This window comes from bacterium (genome assembly GCA_024226335.1).
Lineage (GTDB): Bacteria > Myxococcota_A > UBA9160 > SZUA-336 > SZUA-336 > JAAELY01.
The window spans coordinates 1-15,654 of record JAAELY010000073.1 but is presented as its reverse complement, the minus strand read 5'-3'; the positions used below and the strand labels follow the sequence as shown (position 1 = coordinate 15,654).

Here is a 15,654-nt window from a genome sequence, read left to right as displayed (position 1 = left end):
CTTGTTGGCGGTGAGGAAGGCGTCGATACAGACACCGACGGACTCACGAACCTGCAGGAGCAGACCGCAGGGACCGACCCCAACGATTCCGACACCGACAACGACGGACTGCTCGATGGGTTCGAGGTCAACAACGGCTTCGACCCGTTGGTCGGCGGTGAGGAAGGCGTCGATACCGACACCGACGGACTCACGAACCTGCAGGAGCAGACCGCAGGGACCGATCCCAACGACTCCGACTCCGACAACGATGGACTGCTCGACGGATTCGAGGTCAACAACGGATTCAACCCGCTTGTTGGCGGTGAAGAGAGCGTCGATACAGACACCGACGGACTCACGAACCTGCAGGAGCAGACCGCGGGAACCGATCCCAATGACTCCGACACCGACAACGACGGACTGCTCGACGGATTCGAGGTCAACAACGGCTTCGACCCGTTGGTCGGCGGTGAAGAGAGCGTCGATACAGACACCGACGGACTCACCAATCTGCAGGAGCAGACTGCGGGAACCGACCCCAACGACTCCGACACCGACAACGATGGACTGCTCGACGGATTCGAGGTCAACAACGGATTCAACCCACTAGTCACCGGCGAGGAGAGCCAGGATCCCGACGTCGATGGCCTGAACAATCTCCAGGAGCAGGCGCAGAGTACCGATCCGAACGACGCCGACAGCGATAGTGATGGACTGAACGACTCCGATGAGGTCTTCCTGCACTCGACTGATCCGAATGACTCGGATTCCGACGACGACGGTCTGTCCGATGCGTTCGAGGTCAACAACGGTTTCAATCCACTGGCTGGTGGAGAGGAACTGCTCGACCCTGATGTGGACGGCCTGACGAATCTACAAGAGCAGGCCGCCGGGACCGACCCCAACGACTCCGACTCCGACAACGACGGACTGAGTGACGGCGAGGAGGTCAACACTCACGTCACCGATCCAAATGACACAGATACGGACAACGACGGATTGCTGGATGGATTCGAAATCGCCAATGGGTTCGATCCACTCGTGAGCGGGGAGGAGTCGCAGGACCCGGACGTGGACGGACTCGACAACCTCGGCGAACAACTCGCGGGGACCGATCCCAACGATCCAGATAGCGATAACGACGGACTGAGTGACGGCGACGAGGTCAATACCCAACTCACTGACCCCAACGACACGGATACCGACAACGACGGACTCTTGGACGGCTTTGAGGTCGACAACGGTTTCAATCCACTGGCACCGGGCGAGCAGACAGGGGATCCCGATCTCGATGGACTCAGCAACCTGGCTGAACAGGCGCAGGGAACCGATCCGAACCTCGCGGATACCGATTCAGATGGCCTGACTGACAGCGACGAAGTCACAGTCCACGGCACTGATCCGAATGACGACGATAGCGACGACGATGGACTGCTGGATGGCTTCGAAGCCGCTTACGGTTTCAACCCGCTACTCGGCGGGGATGAATTGCTCGATCCTGACATCGACGGACTGACGAACATTCAGGAACAGACGGCCGGGACGAACCCAAACGTCGCAGATACGGATAGCGACGGACTCAGCGACGGAGACGAGGTACACATCCACCTGACGGATCCTAACGACACGGATACCGACAACGACGGCTTGGTCGATAGTTTCGAGACCACCAACGGCTTCGATCCACTGATCGGCGGAGAGGAGAGCATGGATGGGGATACGGATGGCCTTACAAATCTACAGGAGCAAACCCAGGGAACGGATCCGAACGACTCAGACAGCGATAACGACGGTCTGAACGACGGCTTCGAAGTAATCACCTGGGGCACCGACCCGAATGATCCCGACAGTGACAGCGACGGCCTGAACGACGGCTTTGAAGCGAACAACGGTTTCAACCCACTGGCTGCGGGCGAGCAGACGGGCGACCCGGACAGCGACGGCCTGAACAACCTGCAGGAACAGGCGCTCGCGACCGATCCGAACGATGCGGACAGCGACGACGATGGACTCGACGACGGTGATGAGGTGGCGATTTACAGCACCGATCCAAACAATCCCGACAGCGATAGTGATGGATACAGCGACGGAACTGAAGTCGCAGCAGGTAGCAATCCAAACGACTCGGGGAGCCAGCCCGCGACACCCATACCCATCCTGCCGTGGCTCGGGTATTGGGCTCTGCTCACAGCACTCGGCCTGGCACTCGCGTCTTCGCGTCAAAGCCGACAAGCATCGTGATCTACACCCGCATGGTTGCATGGGTCGGCGTCCTGGCCCTTTGCGCTTCGAATTACGCCATTGCAGATGAAAGCGTAGAGGGATTCTTGGAGCGTTACGAAGCGGCTCTGGACCACGGTAACGTCGCCGAAATCGCGAGGCTGTACGAGAATCCAGACCCGACTCGCGACCGCAAGCTACGCGTCTACTTCGAGAACGTCGTCGCGGAATACAACGCGGAAATCGAGAATTTGCAGATCATCGCCAGGGATAGTTCCGATAGTTTACGCATCCGATTCGACCGCCGTGATCGATTCACAGATCGCGAGACAGGCAAGCGCATCGAGAAGAGCGCGTCGCACGAGAGGTTGCTGCGCAAACGCGATGGCTTCTGGAAATTCGCGAAGCAGCGCTGAACGCCGCGAGAGCTAGCGCAGGTTTCGCACGTAGCGCAGCCCCCGGACAGTCGAACTCACCTCTATCGAACGCTCGCGCTCCGTCGACCGGGTCGCTGTGCCATCCCAGTACGAGTAGGTCATGAATAGTCGCAACCGCATGCGACCGGGGGAGATGACTTCGCGGGCTAGAAGACGGAAGCGCAGGTCGACACGCTCGCGGCGCATATAGCTTCGTTCGAATTGCGCGCGAGTGAGCTGAAGCCCCAGGCTCTGATAGAGAGAGAAATCCTGCTCAGAGACCGCGCGTTCCCACGCCTCGAGAAAATCTCGAACGTCACGAACGGCCGGCGCAGGCGGTCGACGGGCGGGTTTTGCAACGGAACCTGCGGTTTGAAACTGGTCACGCAAGGGCCCGGATGCGGACGCGACAGTCGGCAGCGGATCTCCAACAGCAAACGGCTTGAACACAGGAGTCGACGCGCGTTCCGAAGGGTCTGCGACCTGCGCCTGCGCAACCGGGACTTCCGCAACCGGCTTCTTCGCGACCTGCACCTGCGCGGGCCGCTTCTCGACGACTGGCGCCTGCGCAACCGGGACTTCCGCAACCGGCTTCTTCGCGACCTGCACCTGCGCGGGCCGCTTCTCGACGACTGGCGCCTGCGCAACCGGGACTTCCGCAACCGGGACTTCCGCAACCGGCTTCTCTGCGAGCGGCACCCGCTCGGGAATCTTGCTCTTGGGTGGGGGCTCTGGTCGTGTGGGCTCTTGCTTCCGCACACGGGCGATGCGCTCTTCGCTGTCGCCATTGATTTCTTGCGATGAGACAGCGGGAGGAGGCCCTTCGGGCTTGTCGAACACACCGCTGGTGTACAACGCGTAGCCACTTCCCCCGAGCAAGGTGACTCCGGCCAGTGCCGCGGCCGCGGGCCAGATGCCATTGCCCCGGCTGGATTCATTCCGCGCGTAGATATCGTCTAGCTCGTCATCAGGAGGCGCCACCCAGTCGACGGCGCGCACCGCCACAGGGGTGCTTTTCGATGCGACCTGCACGGTGACACAACCCGCAGCGTCAGAAGAAAGGATCCGGCGCTCGAGCGCCTGTACGGCTTTACGAGGCGAGTAGTCTGCGACCAGTTCTCCGATCTCGCTTTTCGTCAGGCAACCCAGCAGCTCGGTTGAACACAGGACAAAAGCGTCCTCGGGCCGGGCCTCCACTCGCAGAATTGTGGCGCCCTCTTCCCGGTCGGCGCCAGAGCGATCTCCGGTCAGGCACTGTGCGCGCCTCGAACGAACCCGGAATGCCGCGCAGTCTCCCATCCAGGCGAGCCAGGCGGTGCCGAGAGGCTCGAAGATCATGGCGACTGCGCTGACTCCCAGGCTGGCCATCGCCGGATTTCGGCTGGCCTGTGTCGCGACCGCCTCTCGCGCCTTGCGCATGCCGATTTCGAGGCGCTTCAGGGGAGAAGCCGGACCGGAGAGAAAACTCTCGCCGAGTGCATCTACACACAGGGCACTCGCAACGCCCCCGGCCCCGCGATCGTGGCTGCCATCAGCGACGATGAGCATGATCTCACCGGACTCGCTGCGAAATTCTTCGTGGGCGCCAGTCCCGTCGTGTCCGTGCGAACCGACGTGCCTCAGAGACGCGGTGACGAGCCGCTCTGCCTCTGGAAGTGCCACCAGGCTTCGCCTCCCCGCCATGCAATGCCGTTTCGAGGTCCTTCCGCTGGTCGGTCCAGCGGATCATCGGCCCCAGGATGCTGCACAGTCGATTATAGGACGTGGGCAGCCGTGCAGGAATGGTCCGGGACTACTCCGCAAGCCCCGAGCGCAAGCAGAAGCCGACCAGCAGCATGCCCGCAAGGAAAAGCAGCTCCGAGCGGGGCTCCGGAATCGGGGCAGCTGTAGCTCCGTACGGAACGTCTTCGCCGATCTCGCCAGAGAGCTTGGCTCGAATGGCAGCATCGAAAGCATCGAAATTCGCGGCCGGAATCACGAACGCGTTGGCACCACCGATTACGTTATCGACATAGAATCCGAGGGCTTCGGGCTCCTCGTTCAATATGACAATGCCGTTGATCGTGTCGACTCCCGCAGCAAGCGCCGCATCGCGGGCCGCGGCGGTATGCGCCGGATCGTCCTTTGGGTCGTTCTGCGAGCCGTCGCCGGAAACATCCATGATCTTCAAGTCGCCTTCGAAGCCGTTGTCTTCGAACAGCGGCGTACCGAACTCGATTGCAGATCCGGGTCCAGTCTGACCTTTGCCCGAGAACACCGGACGCGCGGCGATCGAAACCAGATTCGAGAACTGGGTCGCGTGCATCTCATTATCGATCAGCATCCAGTCAATCGCGATCTTGTGTTCGCCCACACCGGACCAGTAGATCAATTGCACGGCCGTCGCCCCGAGGCGCCCACCCGAGGTATCCAGGATCTGTGCTACGAGGTCAGCGTCGCGAAAAGCATTCACATACCCACTGCGCTGCAAACTGAACTCTGGCCCGTCCACGCTGCCCGAGACATCAACCAGTAGCTGCAACTCGACATCGACCAGGACCGCACTGGCCTCGCTCGCGACCAGCAGGACTCCCAGCGCCAAAATCAGCGCAACAACACCCAATCGATTCCCCATGGTGGACCTCCGGGGATTTGCGTGCGCAGGAGCCAGTAACTCAGGAGCGATACCGGCGTTTTCGTCACCAAATCCCGATCAATAGATCCTACCTCAAATTCCACTGGCAACTCAAGCACTTAGAGACGCACCCCCGATAACCACAGGGGCGAAAACGCTGTGGAAACAGGCTGAATGACGAACCAATTGCCTCGAAGTTTCCGGCTCTCGATTCGCTCGGAAAGCGGTCCGAAACTCGGGTTGCGCGGGCGTCAGGCCTGGTCGAGGGCGATCAGGATCTCTCGAATCAAGAGATTCTTCGGATGCTGCCTTTGGAGCTTCTTGATCTCTTCGAGCGCGGGCCGAGCGGCTTCGGTATTGGGCCCGTGTCGGAGAAGCGAACAGCGCAGGCGGCGGACCTTCAGATCCACGTCATCGGGCAGATACTTCTCGGCCCGAAGCAGCTTCGATTCGCATTCGCCGTACCGGTAAGTCGAGAACAGGAGTTCGGCCTGTAGAGCGTAGGCTTCGCCGAACTTCGGGAACTTTCCAAGCAACGAATCCAGTTGCTTCTCGGCGCGATCGAAATTCCGCAGTCCGACGTCTTCGGATGCCACCAGGAGCATGAAGACGCCTTCCTTGCCCAGGTTTCCGGCTTCAAAAGCCGGCAAGACGCGGAACAGATAGGTCGATGCGAGCGTGTTGCGCGGATCGATCTTCATTGCCTTCTTCAGCGAAACAGCAGCTTCCTTTGGGTTGTCCCGCATGAGCTGAGTTGCCCCGATATATCCGCGCAGGTACGACTCCGTCTTCAAACCGCGGAACTCGTGTTTGGCCGCAGGTGCTTCGAGCATCTTCTCGAACTGCTCTTGTGCCTCTGCAAAACGTTGGAGGCGCAAGAGCGCGAATGCGCGTTGTGATCCGCCCCGCAGACCGTCCGGAAACAGTTTCGTGACCAGGTCGAATGATTTCAGCGCGTCGTCAAAGCGGCCGAGTGCGTAATACACCAGACCGAGATCGAGTTGGTAGGCAGCGCTCGGGGCCAACCATTCACCCACGAAGTCGAGTGTCTTCAGCGCCTCTTCGTGTTTGGCGTCGCGGTAGAGGCGACGACCGTCCTCCTGGCAGACGCGGACGATGCAGCCCTGGAGTCCAACACTCTGTTTCAGCTCACCCTTCTCGGCCAGGGCGCGACAGCTCTTTGCGCACTGAGGATCCGCCCGGACGACGTCCGGGGCTAGCGCCAGCAATAGAACCGCAAGCCCCAGCCACTTCATCGAATACTGCTCTGCTTGAACGGGTTCAGGCGTTGAATCGTCTCGTCGCGTGCCGGACCCACGCCAAGAAGGTCGACAGGTACTCCGAGTTGGTCTTCGATCCATCGTACGTAATCCCTGGCAGCGGAAGGCAGGTCTTCGGTCCGTCTCACTGAGTTGATCGCCTCGTCCCAGCCGGTGAAGCTCTGGTACACAGGCTCGCAACCCTCGAGCAACTTCAAGCTCGCCGGAAACTCGTTGATTTCCTTTCCTTCGACGCGATAACCCGTGCAGACCTTCACTTCGGACAGGCCCGTGAGCACGTCGAGCTTCAACAAAGCCAGGCCCGAAATGCCATTCACTCGCGCTGCGTGACGCAGAACGACCATATCCAGCCAGCCACAGCGACGTTTTCTGCCCGTCGTCGCACCGAACTCCTGACCGATCGTCCCCAGGTGCTGCCCCGCGGCTCCGGTATCTTCTGTCGGAAAGGGTCCGCCACCGACACGAGTCGTGTAGGCCTTGGTGATCCCGAGCACGTAGTCGATGCGCGTGGGACCAATACCAGCCCCCGCGCATGCGCCACCAGCAAGCGTCGTCGAAGAGGTCACAAAAGGATACGTGCCATGATCGATATCCAGTAGCGTACCCTGGGCCCCCTCCAACAGGACCGAGCGACCGGTGCGAAGCGCTCGATCGAGGGTCACACCCACATCATCGACGTACGGCGCGAGCTTCTCTCCCCATACGAATGCCCGCTCCGCGGTCTGCGCGGCACTCTCAGGCTCCCATCCGTAGAGCTTCTCGAGCACGAAGTTCCGCTCTTCCAAAAGAGCTTCGAGTCGCTCCTGCAGCGTATCATGCTCGAGCAGGTCGCATACACGAATGCCCGTTCGCGCAGCCCGACTCTCGTACGCAGGTCCGATACCGCGGCCCGTCGTACCGATCGTGATCATAGAGCGCGCTTCCTCGCGCGCTTGATCGAGTGCGCAATGAATCGGCAAGATGACGTGCGCGCGATCGGATATCCGCAGTCGCTCACGCGAAATGGCTACTCCCGCTTCCTGAAGTCCGGCGATCTCGCCCAAGAGGATATCGGGGTCTATCACGACTCCGGGACCGATCAGATTGAGCGTTTCCGGAACCAGGATGCCCGACGGGATCAGGTGAAGAACCGTCGTCTCACCGTCGACGACCAGCGTGTGCCCCGCGTTCGGGCCGCCCTGGAAGCGCACCACGAGGTCGGCGCTACCACTGAGGTGATCGACGACCTTGCCCTTGCCTTCATCCCCCCATTGCGCTCCAACACAAACTACGTTTGGCATCAGGTGATCCGTTCTCCCAGATCGAGTAGCTGAGCGCTCTCGATTCCGGGTAGTGCGCGCACGCTCTCAACGACCTCATCAGAGGGTGTTGGATCGACGCTCAAAACTTGAATGGCCTGCCCGGTCTCGAGGTGCAGTGCGAGTTGCATCCGTTTGATGTTGATCTTTGCCTTCCCCAGCAAGGTGCCGATGCTCCCCACGACTCCGGGGTGATCGTCGTTCAAGATTACGAACATCGAACCTTCGGGAAGCGCTTCGAACCGGAAGTCATCTACGCGCACGATCCTCGGCTGTGTCCGACCGAAGATCGATCCGGCGACGAGCATGCTCTTGCCACCACGCGAACGTACGCGCACCGTGAGCAGGCTGACGAAATCCTTTGGCTGGGCAGCCTTTGACTCGATCACACGTACGCCGTGCTCCTGAGCCACGACAGGCGCATTGACGAAGTTGACCCGATCTCCGACCCAGGGCGTCAACAAGCCTTTGAGTACGGCGATCGTCACCGGCTGCACACCGAGTTCGGCAACCTCGCCTGCATACTCGACGTCGATCTCCTCGATCCCATCGCGACACATCTGCCCGTGAAACAGACCGATCTTCTCGCCTAGCACGATGTAGGGGCGCAGGCCCTCGAGGTCTTCTGCCGAAACAGACGGCAGATTGACCGCATTGCGAACCTCGCCAATCGTCAGGTAGTCCCGCACCTGCTCGGCAACCGCAATCGCCACATTGAGTTGTGCTTGCGCAGTCGCGGCACCGAGATGCGGAGTGCCGATCACTTCCTCGCGCTGCAATAGTGGATGGTCGGACGGAGGTGGCTCCTGCTCAAAAACGTCGAGCGCTGCGCCGGCCACCTTGCCGCTCTCGATGGCCTCGAGCAACGCAGCTTCATCGACGATTCCACCGCGTGCAGCGTTCACGATCAGCACACCGTCCTTCATTTTCGCGAAGGCCTCGCGGCCGACCAGCCCGCGTGTGTCCTTGGTCATCGGGACGTGACAGGTGACGATATCCGAGCGTGTGAAGAGTTCGTCCAGGGAAACAAGGTCGACACCGAGGCGATTCGCGCGGTCTTCACTTGCGATCGGATCGTACGCAATTACGCGCATGCGCAGACCGCGCGCGCGATCTGCCACGATGCCGCCGATATTGCCCAGACCAATCACGCCGAGCACCTGGTCGAAGAGTTCCTTGCCCTGGAACTTCGACTTCTCCCATTTGCCCGCCCGCAGGCTTGCCGTGGCCTGTGGAATCTTTCGAGCCAGAGAGGCCATGAGAGAAACCGCGTGCTCGGCGGTCGTGATGGCATTCCCCTCCGGGGTGTTCATGACGATCACACCGGCGGCGGTGGCCGCGCCGAGATCGACGTTGTCGACACCGATGCCCGCACGGCCAACGACCTTTAGGTTCTCTGCTACGGCGACCAGATCGGCGGTAACCTTGGTTCCGCTGCGAATGATCAGTCCGTCGTACTCGGGCAGGATCTTGCGAAGCTCATCGGGATCGAGCCCCGGGCGGTGATCGAAATCAATTCCATCGGCCGTTTCAAGAACGGCCAAACCCTCGTCGGAGAGCTTGTCGGAGACCAATACTCGTGCCATGCGTTTCCTATCTACGCTTCGGGTGCGGAGAGTTGGCGCAAGAGCTCTGTAGCTGCCCGCGAACCCTCGCCGATCTTCACAGGGAATCCCACGTCGGCAAGCGCCATCTCGACCGCGGCGATCGCGCTCAACATGTCAAAGCCATCGACGTCTCCCATGTGTCCAATGCGGAAGATCTTCCCAGTCAGATGCCCCTGCCCTCCAGCGACCGTGATGTCGTACTGATCGCGCAACTGCTTGACGAAAGCCTTGCCATCGACTCCCTCGGGCACCTTGACGGCCGTGCACGAGAACGCGGGAGAATCCGCCGCGAGTAGTTCGAGCCCAATCGCCTGGATACCACCTCGGGTGACCTTTGCAAGAACTTCGTGACGCGCAAAAACGCTTTGCAACCCCTCTTCGAGGATCATGCGCAGAGCTTCGCGCAAGCCAACGATCAGCGAGACCGCGGAAGTCCAGGTGGTCTGGTCGCCCGGTTGCGCTTTGATTTCCTTGCGGAGATCGAAGTAGTAACGCTTCATCGTGGAATCCTGAACCGCGGCGCGCGCCTGTTCGGACAGGGAGATGAACCCGAGGCCGGGTGGCAGCAACCAGCTCTTCTGGCTCCCAGATACGACAACGTCGAGTCCCCACTCGTCCGTCCGTAGATCGTGCACGCCCACTCCGCTGATACCATCGACGACGATCAAGCGACCGGTCTTCTCGTGTACGAGTTCGGCGAGTTCGCGAATCGGGTGATAGACGCCCGTGGATGTTTCAGAGGCTTGAACGAGTAACGCCCGTGCATCGGGCAGGCGTTCGAAGGCACTCCTCACCGCCTGCGGATTGACGGCCTGCCCCCATTCGACATCCACGTATTCCGCCTGAACATCGTAGGTCTCGCAAAGCTCACCCCAGCGCTCGCCGAACTTGCCGCCACGCACGACGACAGCCTGGTCACCCGGTGAGAACACGTTGCTGACCGCCGCTTCCATGGCGCCGGTGCCTGTACTCGTGAGAATCAGTACGTCTTGTTCGGTCTGAAAGATCTTCCTGAGGTTCTCGCGAACCTCGGCGAAAACGGGGATGAAGGCGGGGGCGCGATGGTGCAAGAGGGTCTGCGCCATTGCCAGCCGCACGCGCTCAGGCACGGCAACCGGCCCCGGTGTCAGGAGGCGGTACTTGGGCATCGGGGGATCTCCTGTTGGGCAACTGTTGGGCAGCAGAAGACAGGGGCGTCCCATCCTGGGAGCCCCCGGGGGGTGGAAAACCCAGGCCGAAGGTATCGTGTCCGGACCGGCGTTGCAACAACGTGGCGAACCTGGCGGCAATGGGTTTCACCTTCTGTTTCAATGATTTAGGTGATGTGCTAGTTTCGATTGGCATGCAGGAACTGGCGGTCGCACCCATTCCAGCACCCGACGCGGTCATCCGTGTTCCCGGGTCGAAGAGCTTCACGAACAGAGCTCTGATCTGCGCTGCCCTGTCGCGCGGCGAGAGCCGGATCCTCGGCTTTCTGGACAGCGACGACACCCAGGCCATGCGGGAGGGACTCGGGAGACTCGGAGTCGAGATCGAAGCGGAAGGCGACGATCTGATCGTGCACGGCACAGGCGGCGAGTTCGCAATCCCGCTGCACGCGATCAACTGCCGCGCCTCAGGCACGACCATGCGATTCCTCTCGGCCTGCGGCGCTCTGGTTCCGGGCCGGGTCATCCTCGACGGGACGCCGCGCATGCGGGAGCGCTCGATCCAGGAACTCGCCGACGGGCTCCAGAACCTGGGTATCAGCGCCCGCAGTACTGCTGGTTTCCCGCCTCTCACGATCCACGGAACCGCGCTCGAGGGGGGCAGCATCAGCGTGGATGCCAGTAACTCGAGCCAGTACCTGTCCGCGCTCCTGATGATCGCTCCGTTTGCGAAGACGGACCTCGAGATCACCGCTGGCCGAATCACCTCCCGCCCCTACGTCGATATGACCATCGAAACGATGAGCGCCTTCGGCATCTCGGTCGAGAGCATCGGCGATTCCAGCTTCCGCATTCCCGCTGGTCAGAAATACCGACCGCGCTCCTACGCGATCGAGCCGGACGCAACCGCCGCCACCTACTTCTTTGCCGCGGCCGCGATTACGGGCGGCCGTGTTCGCGTCGATGGTCTCGCGCCTTCATCGCTCCAATCCGATGTACGCTTCGTCGAGGTGCTGGGCCGAATGGGTTGCTCCGTAGAGCGCGATTCCCGCTGGATGTCGGTGCGGGGCCCCAAGTACCTACACGGCGTCGATGTGGACCTGAACGCCCTGCCCGACAGCGCCCTGACCCTGGGGGTTGTCGCCTGTTTCGCGCGCGGCCAGACACGCATCCGCAATGTCTGGAATCTGCGCATCAAGGAAACCGATCGCATGGCGGCGCTCAAAACCGAGCTCCAGAAGCTGGGCGCGAGCGTCGAGGTGACCGAGACGGACATCGTGATCGATCCGCCCAAAGAGGTGACCGCCGCCCGCATCGCGACGTACGAAGATCACCGTATGGCGATGAGCTTTGCGGTAGCTGGACTCGCGGTCGAAGGCGTGGTCATCGAAGATCCCGATTGCGTCGCCAAGACCTTTCCCGACTTCTTCGACCGCTTGGCCCTTCTCAACGGGTAGCCCACCCCTCTCGGTCCAGTAGGAGAAACACGTGGCCGACACCAACAGGCTCGTCGCGGTGGTGGTTGAAGTCTCCGATCTGGAGCGCTCGGCAAAGCTCTTTCGCGATGCATTCGGAATCGCACTGAAGCCACCCGACGATCACCGTGGCGACGACCGCTGGGTCAGCGGGCGGCATTGCGCAACCTCTTGAACCGACGGTGCCTTCCTTCACTTCGCCCTGTATGAGGCGAAGTCGGACGGCCCGACGCGAGGCGTACAGATCGCGATCGAAGTTCGCGATCTCGAGGCCGCCTGCGCAAACGCGCGCGCGGCCGGAGCAAGCGTCATTCACGAGGTCCGGGCGCAAGCCTGGGGCCGGAGCGCGCGCGCTTCCGCGACTACGACGGGAATGTGATCGAACTGACCCAGCGCGACTGAGCGCTGCCCTCGCCGACTACTCCTGGTCCGATGACTTCTCGACGCTCGCGGGAGTTCCCACCTGCGACATGGAGTATGGACCCAGGTCCAGGATTTCCAGGGTGCGCTGGCCGATCAGGAATGCATAGCGTTCCTTGCGTTCGAAACTGGCCGTTGCTTCCACCTGAATCGAGTCGCTCACCCATGCACCATCAGCTGCCGCGATTTGTAGACCTCGATCGCCCAGCAGGTACAGATGGGAGCCGATGCCGATCACATCCGCGATCGAGCCAACCTTTTCGGAGTCGAGACGGGCCGCAATCGTGGGCCGTCCCGGATTCTCGAGGGAGAGTTCGACCGTCTCCGATTCACCGACCAGGTAGAGCAAGTCACCCTCGATGCGCATCTTGCGGGCATTGAAACCATTGCCCAGTCGCACCTTTGACCCGGAGAGATGTCGCATCAGGTACTTCGGCGCAGTCACTTCGATGCGATTCGGGCGAGCCAGATAGATGTATGGATCGCGAACTACGACACCTACGAACTCGCCTTCGAGCATGCGATGCGGTGTGAGCACGCTCTGCTCCAGGCGAATGGCGTGGATGCCCTTTGCGCCCGAGACGAGCAGAGTAGAGCCGAAGATATCCGCACCCCAGACCGCGCCGATATCGTGTACTTCCCACTTACCACGAACCTTGGGCCCAGCCTCGGTACGCTCGACCACTTCGACACCGTCTGGCCCGAAGATGGCGATGTTCTTTTCGTCCAGGATCTTGATACCCGACCATCGCGAGAGATCCTGATCGCGCCGATAGCGATCAATCACCTTCGGTTCGAGTGGCGAAGACACGTCCAGAATATTGAAACCGCCCCGTTTGAACAGCAGTGCGGCGCGATCGCCATCGATGTCGATCGCAGCAACGTCTTCCAGGAAATCCATGCGATTGACTCGCGTGCTGGACGTTGCCCAGGTCGAGACGGGAATAAAAAAGCGATCCCAGAACTGGTAGCGCGCATTGCCGAACAGGGTCTTGTCGCGACCGTGCGCTCCCTTCAGGATGTGTTCCGCGGGTGCTTCGAAGGTACGGTCCCAGACCGGTGCGTCCGGCTCGGACTTGTGGAAAAGGCGCACGCGGCAACGCGAAAGAAGTGTCTGGCCACCAAAGAGGCCGGAGGCTTCGGACTCCTCGTAGTCCAGGCGCAGCCATCCATCCATTTCATCGGTGGGCGCTGCGCCCTGAGTGATCAACTCGACCTCGATACCCAGGTCCCGATACTGGGCCGCGACAATGGCTGCGAAGCCACGCCTGACTCTATTGGGCTGAGCAACGTTCGGCGAAACCTCTACCCGTAGACCCACATGTTCGATGTTCGTGGCACGACGAAACTGGAAGAGTTCGAGGCTTGCGCGAGCTTCATCCGTGAAGTCACTTTCCGGATACGCAGCGACGAAGTCCTGAAGCCCGGTCGCAGTCGGATCAATTCGAACGTTCTCGACATATGCGAGATTGCCGACCGCTCGCCGAGCATGGTCGCCTTCCGAATACGCTTCGAGGAAAGCGCGATAGCTCTCCGACGTGTTCTCTGCGCGGGCTCGCTCGAAATACAGGGGCGCCATCTGCGCCTTCAAACCCGGCAAGTATGAACTGTCAGGATAGCGTCCGACGAACTCCTCGTAGAAGTTGATCGTCAGATGGTTCTGTACACGAAGAACCTCGATGATTTCGGCCGCATCCGTTGCGTGCTCGGAATCCGGATTGTCACGTAGAAACTTCGTGTACGCCGCGATCGTGTTCCTCTCGCTTGCGGTATCCCAGGATGTGCTCACACATCCAGAAGTCACCGCAGCGAGCAGCAGGACCGCTCCTGTAAGTCTCCAAGCCGTTCCCGTCATACGCCGCACTCTGAACCTCCCAGCCATCCACTGATCCACGATCTACTCGGAGACTTCGGAGCCGCGGATCAGGGACTTGAGGGGAATAGACGCGTGTGTTCGAAGAAGGCGCAAATGTGGATTCAACTCAGCGCGCCGGAGCCCGACGGTCGATCAATAACAGGCAACAATGCTGCTCAAGTATCCGCAGAAGGGTCCGATAGGAGAAAACGAACGACAGATCGGCTCAGGACGTAGAGCGCTGGCAACGGAAATCCAGGCGCAACGGGAGATCAAATCCCAACGTCCTCCTACGGGCCGCGGAGGGAGACCCATGTCCGAGCTCATGATCCTGAGTCTGGTAATCCTAACCAGCCTGGCGCTACTGACGGGTATGTCGGCTAGACGTCGCCGGACCCACACGATCCACGGCATGCTCAGCGACGAGCAGGACTGCGCCGTTCGCAAGCGCTGATCACTCTTTCCCACTGCACTTCGCGCGAATCGATTAACAGAGAAACCCCGGTCCGAGAGGACCGGGGTTTCTGATCGAGAAGACCCACCGTCGTGCTACTCTCCCACCAGGACAGCCCGGCAGTACCATCGCCGAAGCAGGGCTTAACTTCCGAGTTCGGGATGGGATCGGGTGTGGCCCCCGCTCTAGAGACGGTGGGAAAAATGAAGCCGGGAGGACCGGTCGAAACCGGCCCCCCCGGAACCAAATCGTGCTTGTTCCGTGAAACGCTGAATACGCGCCGAACCATATATCGTTGCATGCCCGCAGAGCGGACATGCCAGAAGTGAAACGATTAGGTCAAGCCTCACGACCGATTAGTACCGGTTAGCTCCACGCATTGCTGCGCTTCCACACCCGGCCTATCAACCTCCTGATCTTGGAGGGGTCTTCAGCGGACCGAAGTCCGAGGGAGATCTAATCTTGAGGTGGGCTTCCCGCTTAGATGCCTTCAGCGGTTATCCCATCCGCAGATAGCTACCCGGCGATGCCGCTGGCGCGACAACCGGTACACTAGCGCTGCGTCCATCCCGGTCCTCTCGTACTAGGGACAGCTCCTCTCAAATCTCCTGCGCCCACGACAGATAGGGACCGAACTGTCTCACGACGTTCTAAACCCAGCTCACGTACCGCTTTAATGGGCGAACAGCCCAACCCTTGGGACCTTCTCCAGCCCCAGGATGCGATGAGCCGACATCGAGGTGCCAAACTTTGCCGTCGATATGGACTCTCGGGCAAAATCAGCCTGTTATCCCCGGGGTAGCTTTTATCCGTTGAGCGATGGCCCTTCCATTCGGAACCACCGGATCACTATGTCCTACTTTCGTACCTGCTCGACTTGTCAGT

The 15,654-nt window shown here is 60.7% G+C and carries 12 protein-coding genes and 2 rRNA genes; 5 read left to right on the top strand and 9 right to left on the bottom strand.

Translation table 11 applies throughout. The features are described from left to right. A partial coding sequence (locus GY725_03340) for a hypothetical protein (GenBank protein ID MCP4003208.1) occupies positions 1-2,223 on the top strand: 2,223 nt, incomplete at its 5' end. Beyond that, positions 2,220-2,618 carry a hypothetical protein gene (locus GY725_03335; protein ID MCP4003207.1) on the top strand — a complete coding sequence of 133 codons (399 nt, stop codon included), beginning with the start codon at positions 2,220-2,222 and terminating at the stop codon, positions 2,616-2,618. The genes GY725_03340 and GY725_03335, both read left to right, overlap by 4 nt. 12 nt (positions 2,619-2,630) lie before the next feature. Here GY725_03335 and GY725_03330 read toward each other — a convergent pair whose 3' ends face one another. The 6 genes from GY725_03330 to GY725_03305 all read right to left on the bottom strand — a co-directional run bounded on the left by GY725_03330 (position 2,631) and on the right by GY725_03305 (position 10,565). Continuing rightward, positions 2,631-4,280: a hypothetical protein gene (locus tag GY725_03330; GenBank protein MCP4003206.1), complete on the bottom strand. Its 1,650-nt coding sequence runs from the start codon at positions 4,278-4,280 to the stop codon at positions 2,631-2,633. Positions 4,281-4,410: 130 nt separating this feature from the next. Next, entirely contained in the window at positions 4,411-5,232 is an 822-nt protein-coding gene (locus tag GY725_03325) for a DUF1194 domain-containing protein (GenBank protein MCP4003205.1), read from the bottom strand. 251 nt (positions 5,233-5,483) lie between these two features. Then, the gene (locus GY725_03320) at positions 5,484-6,488 is read right to left on the bottom strand and encodes a tetratricopeptide repeat protein (protein MCP4003204.1); all 1,005 of its coding nucleotides are present in this window, start codon (positions 6,486-6,488) and stop codon (positions 5,484-5,486) included. After that, entirely contained in the window at positions 6,485-7,792 is a 1,308-nt protein-coding gene (locus GY725_03315; GenBank protein ID MCP4003203.1) for an adenylosuccinate synthase, read from the bottom strand. The genes GY725_03320 and GY725_03315 overlap by 4 nt, the downstream gene beginning before the upstream one ends. Further along, positions 7,792-9,396 carry a phosphoglycerate dehydrogenase gene (locus GY725_03310; protein MCP4003202.1) on the bottom strand — a complete coding sequence of 535 codons (1,605 nt, stop codon included), beginning with the start codon at positions 9,394-9,396 and terminating at the stop codon, positions 7,792-7,794. The genes GY725_03315 and GY725_03310 overlap by 1 nt, the downstream gene beginning before the upstream one ends. An 11-nt stretch (positions 9,397-9,407) precedes the next feature. Further along, positions 9,408-10,565, bottom strand: a complete 1,158-nt coding sequence (locus tag GY725_03305) for an alanine--glyoxylate aminotransferase family protein (GenBank protein MCP4003201.1) — start codon at positions 10,563-10,565, stop codon at positions 9,408-9,410. 140 nt (positions 10,566-10,705) lie between these two features. Between GY725_03305 and aroA the strand changes: the two genes are divergently transcribed. Together aroA and GY725_03295 are read left to right on the top strand one after the other, a co-directional pair. Beyond that, the gene (gene aroA / locus GY725_03300; protein ID MCP4003200.1) at positions 10,706-12,022 is read left to right on the top strand and encodes a 3-phosphoshikimate 1-carboxyvinyltransferase; all 1,317 of its coding nucleotides are present in this window, start codon (positions 10,706-10,708) and stop codon (positions 12,020-12,022) included. 31 nt (positions 12,023-12,053) lie between these two features. Then, the gene (locus GY725_03295) at positions 12,054-12,215 is read left to right on the top strand and encodes a hypothetical protein (protein MCP4003199.1); all 162 of its coding nucleotides are present in this window, start codon (positions 12,054-12,056) and stop codon (positions 12,213-12,215) included. 243 nt (positions 12,216-12,458) lie between these two features. Here GY725_03295 and GY725_03290 read toward each other — a convergent pair whose 3' ends face one another. After that, positions 12,459-14,249, bottom strand: coding sequence for a hypothetical protein (locus GY725_03290; protein MCP4003198.1), 1,791 nt, complete (start codon positions 14,247-14,249; stop codon positions 12,459-12,461). 379 nt (positions 14,250-14,628) lie between these two features. Here GY725_03290 and GY725_03285 point away from each other — a divergent pair, with 379 nt between their 5' ends. Continuing rightward, a complete protein-coding gene (locus tag GY725_03285) occupies positions 14,629-14,769 on the top strand; it encodes a hypothetical protein (GenBank protein ID MCP4003197.1) in 141 nt (46 codons plus the stop codon). An 82-nt stretch (positions 14,770-14,851) separates the two neighbouring features. Here GY725_03285 and rrf read toward each other — a convergent pair. Next, positions 14,852-14,968 (bottom strand): 5S ribosomal RNA (gene rrf / locus GY725_03280). Positions 14,969-15,101: 133 nt separating this feature from the next. Beyond that, a 23S ribosomal RNA gene (locus GY725_03275) occupies positions 15,102-15,654 on the bottom strand; the annotation flags it as partial.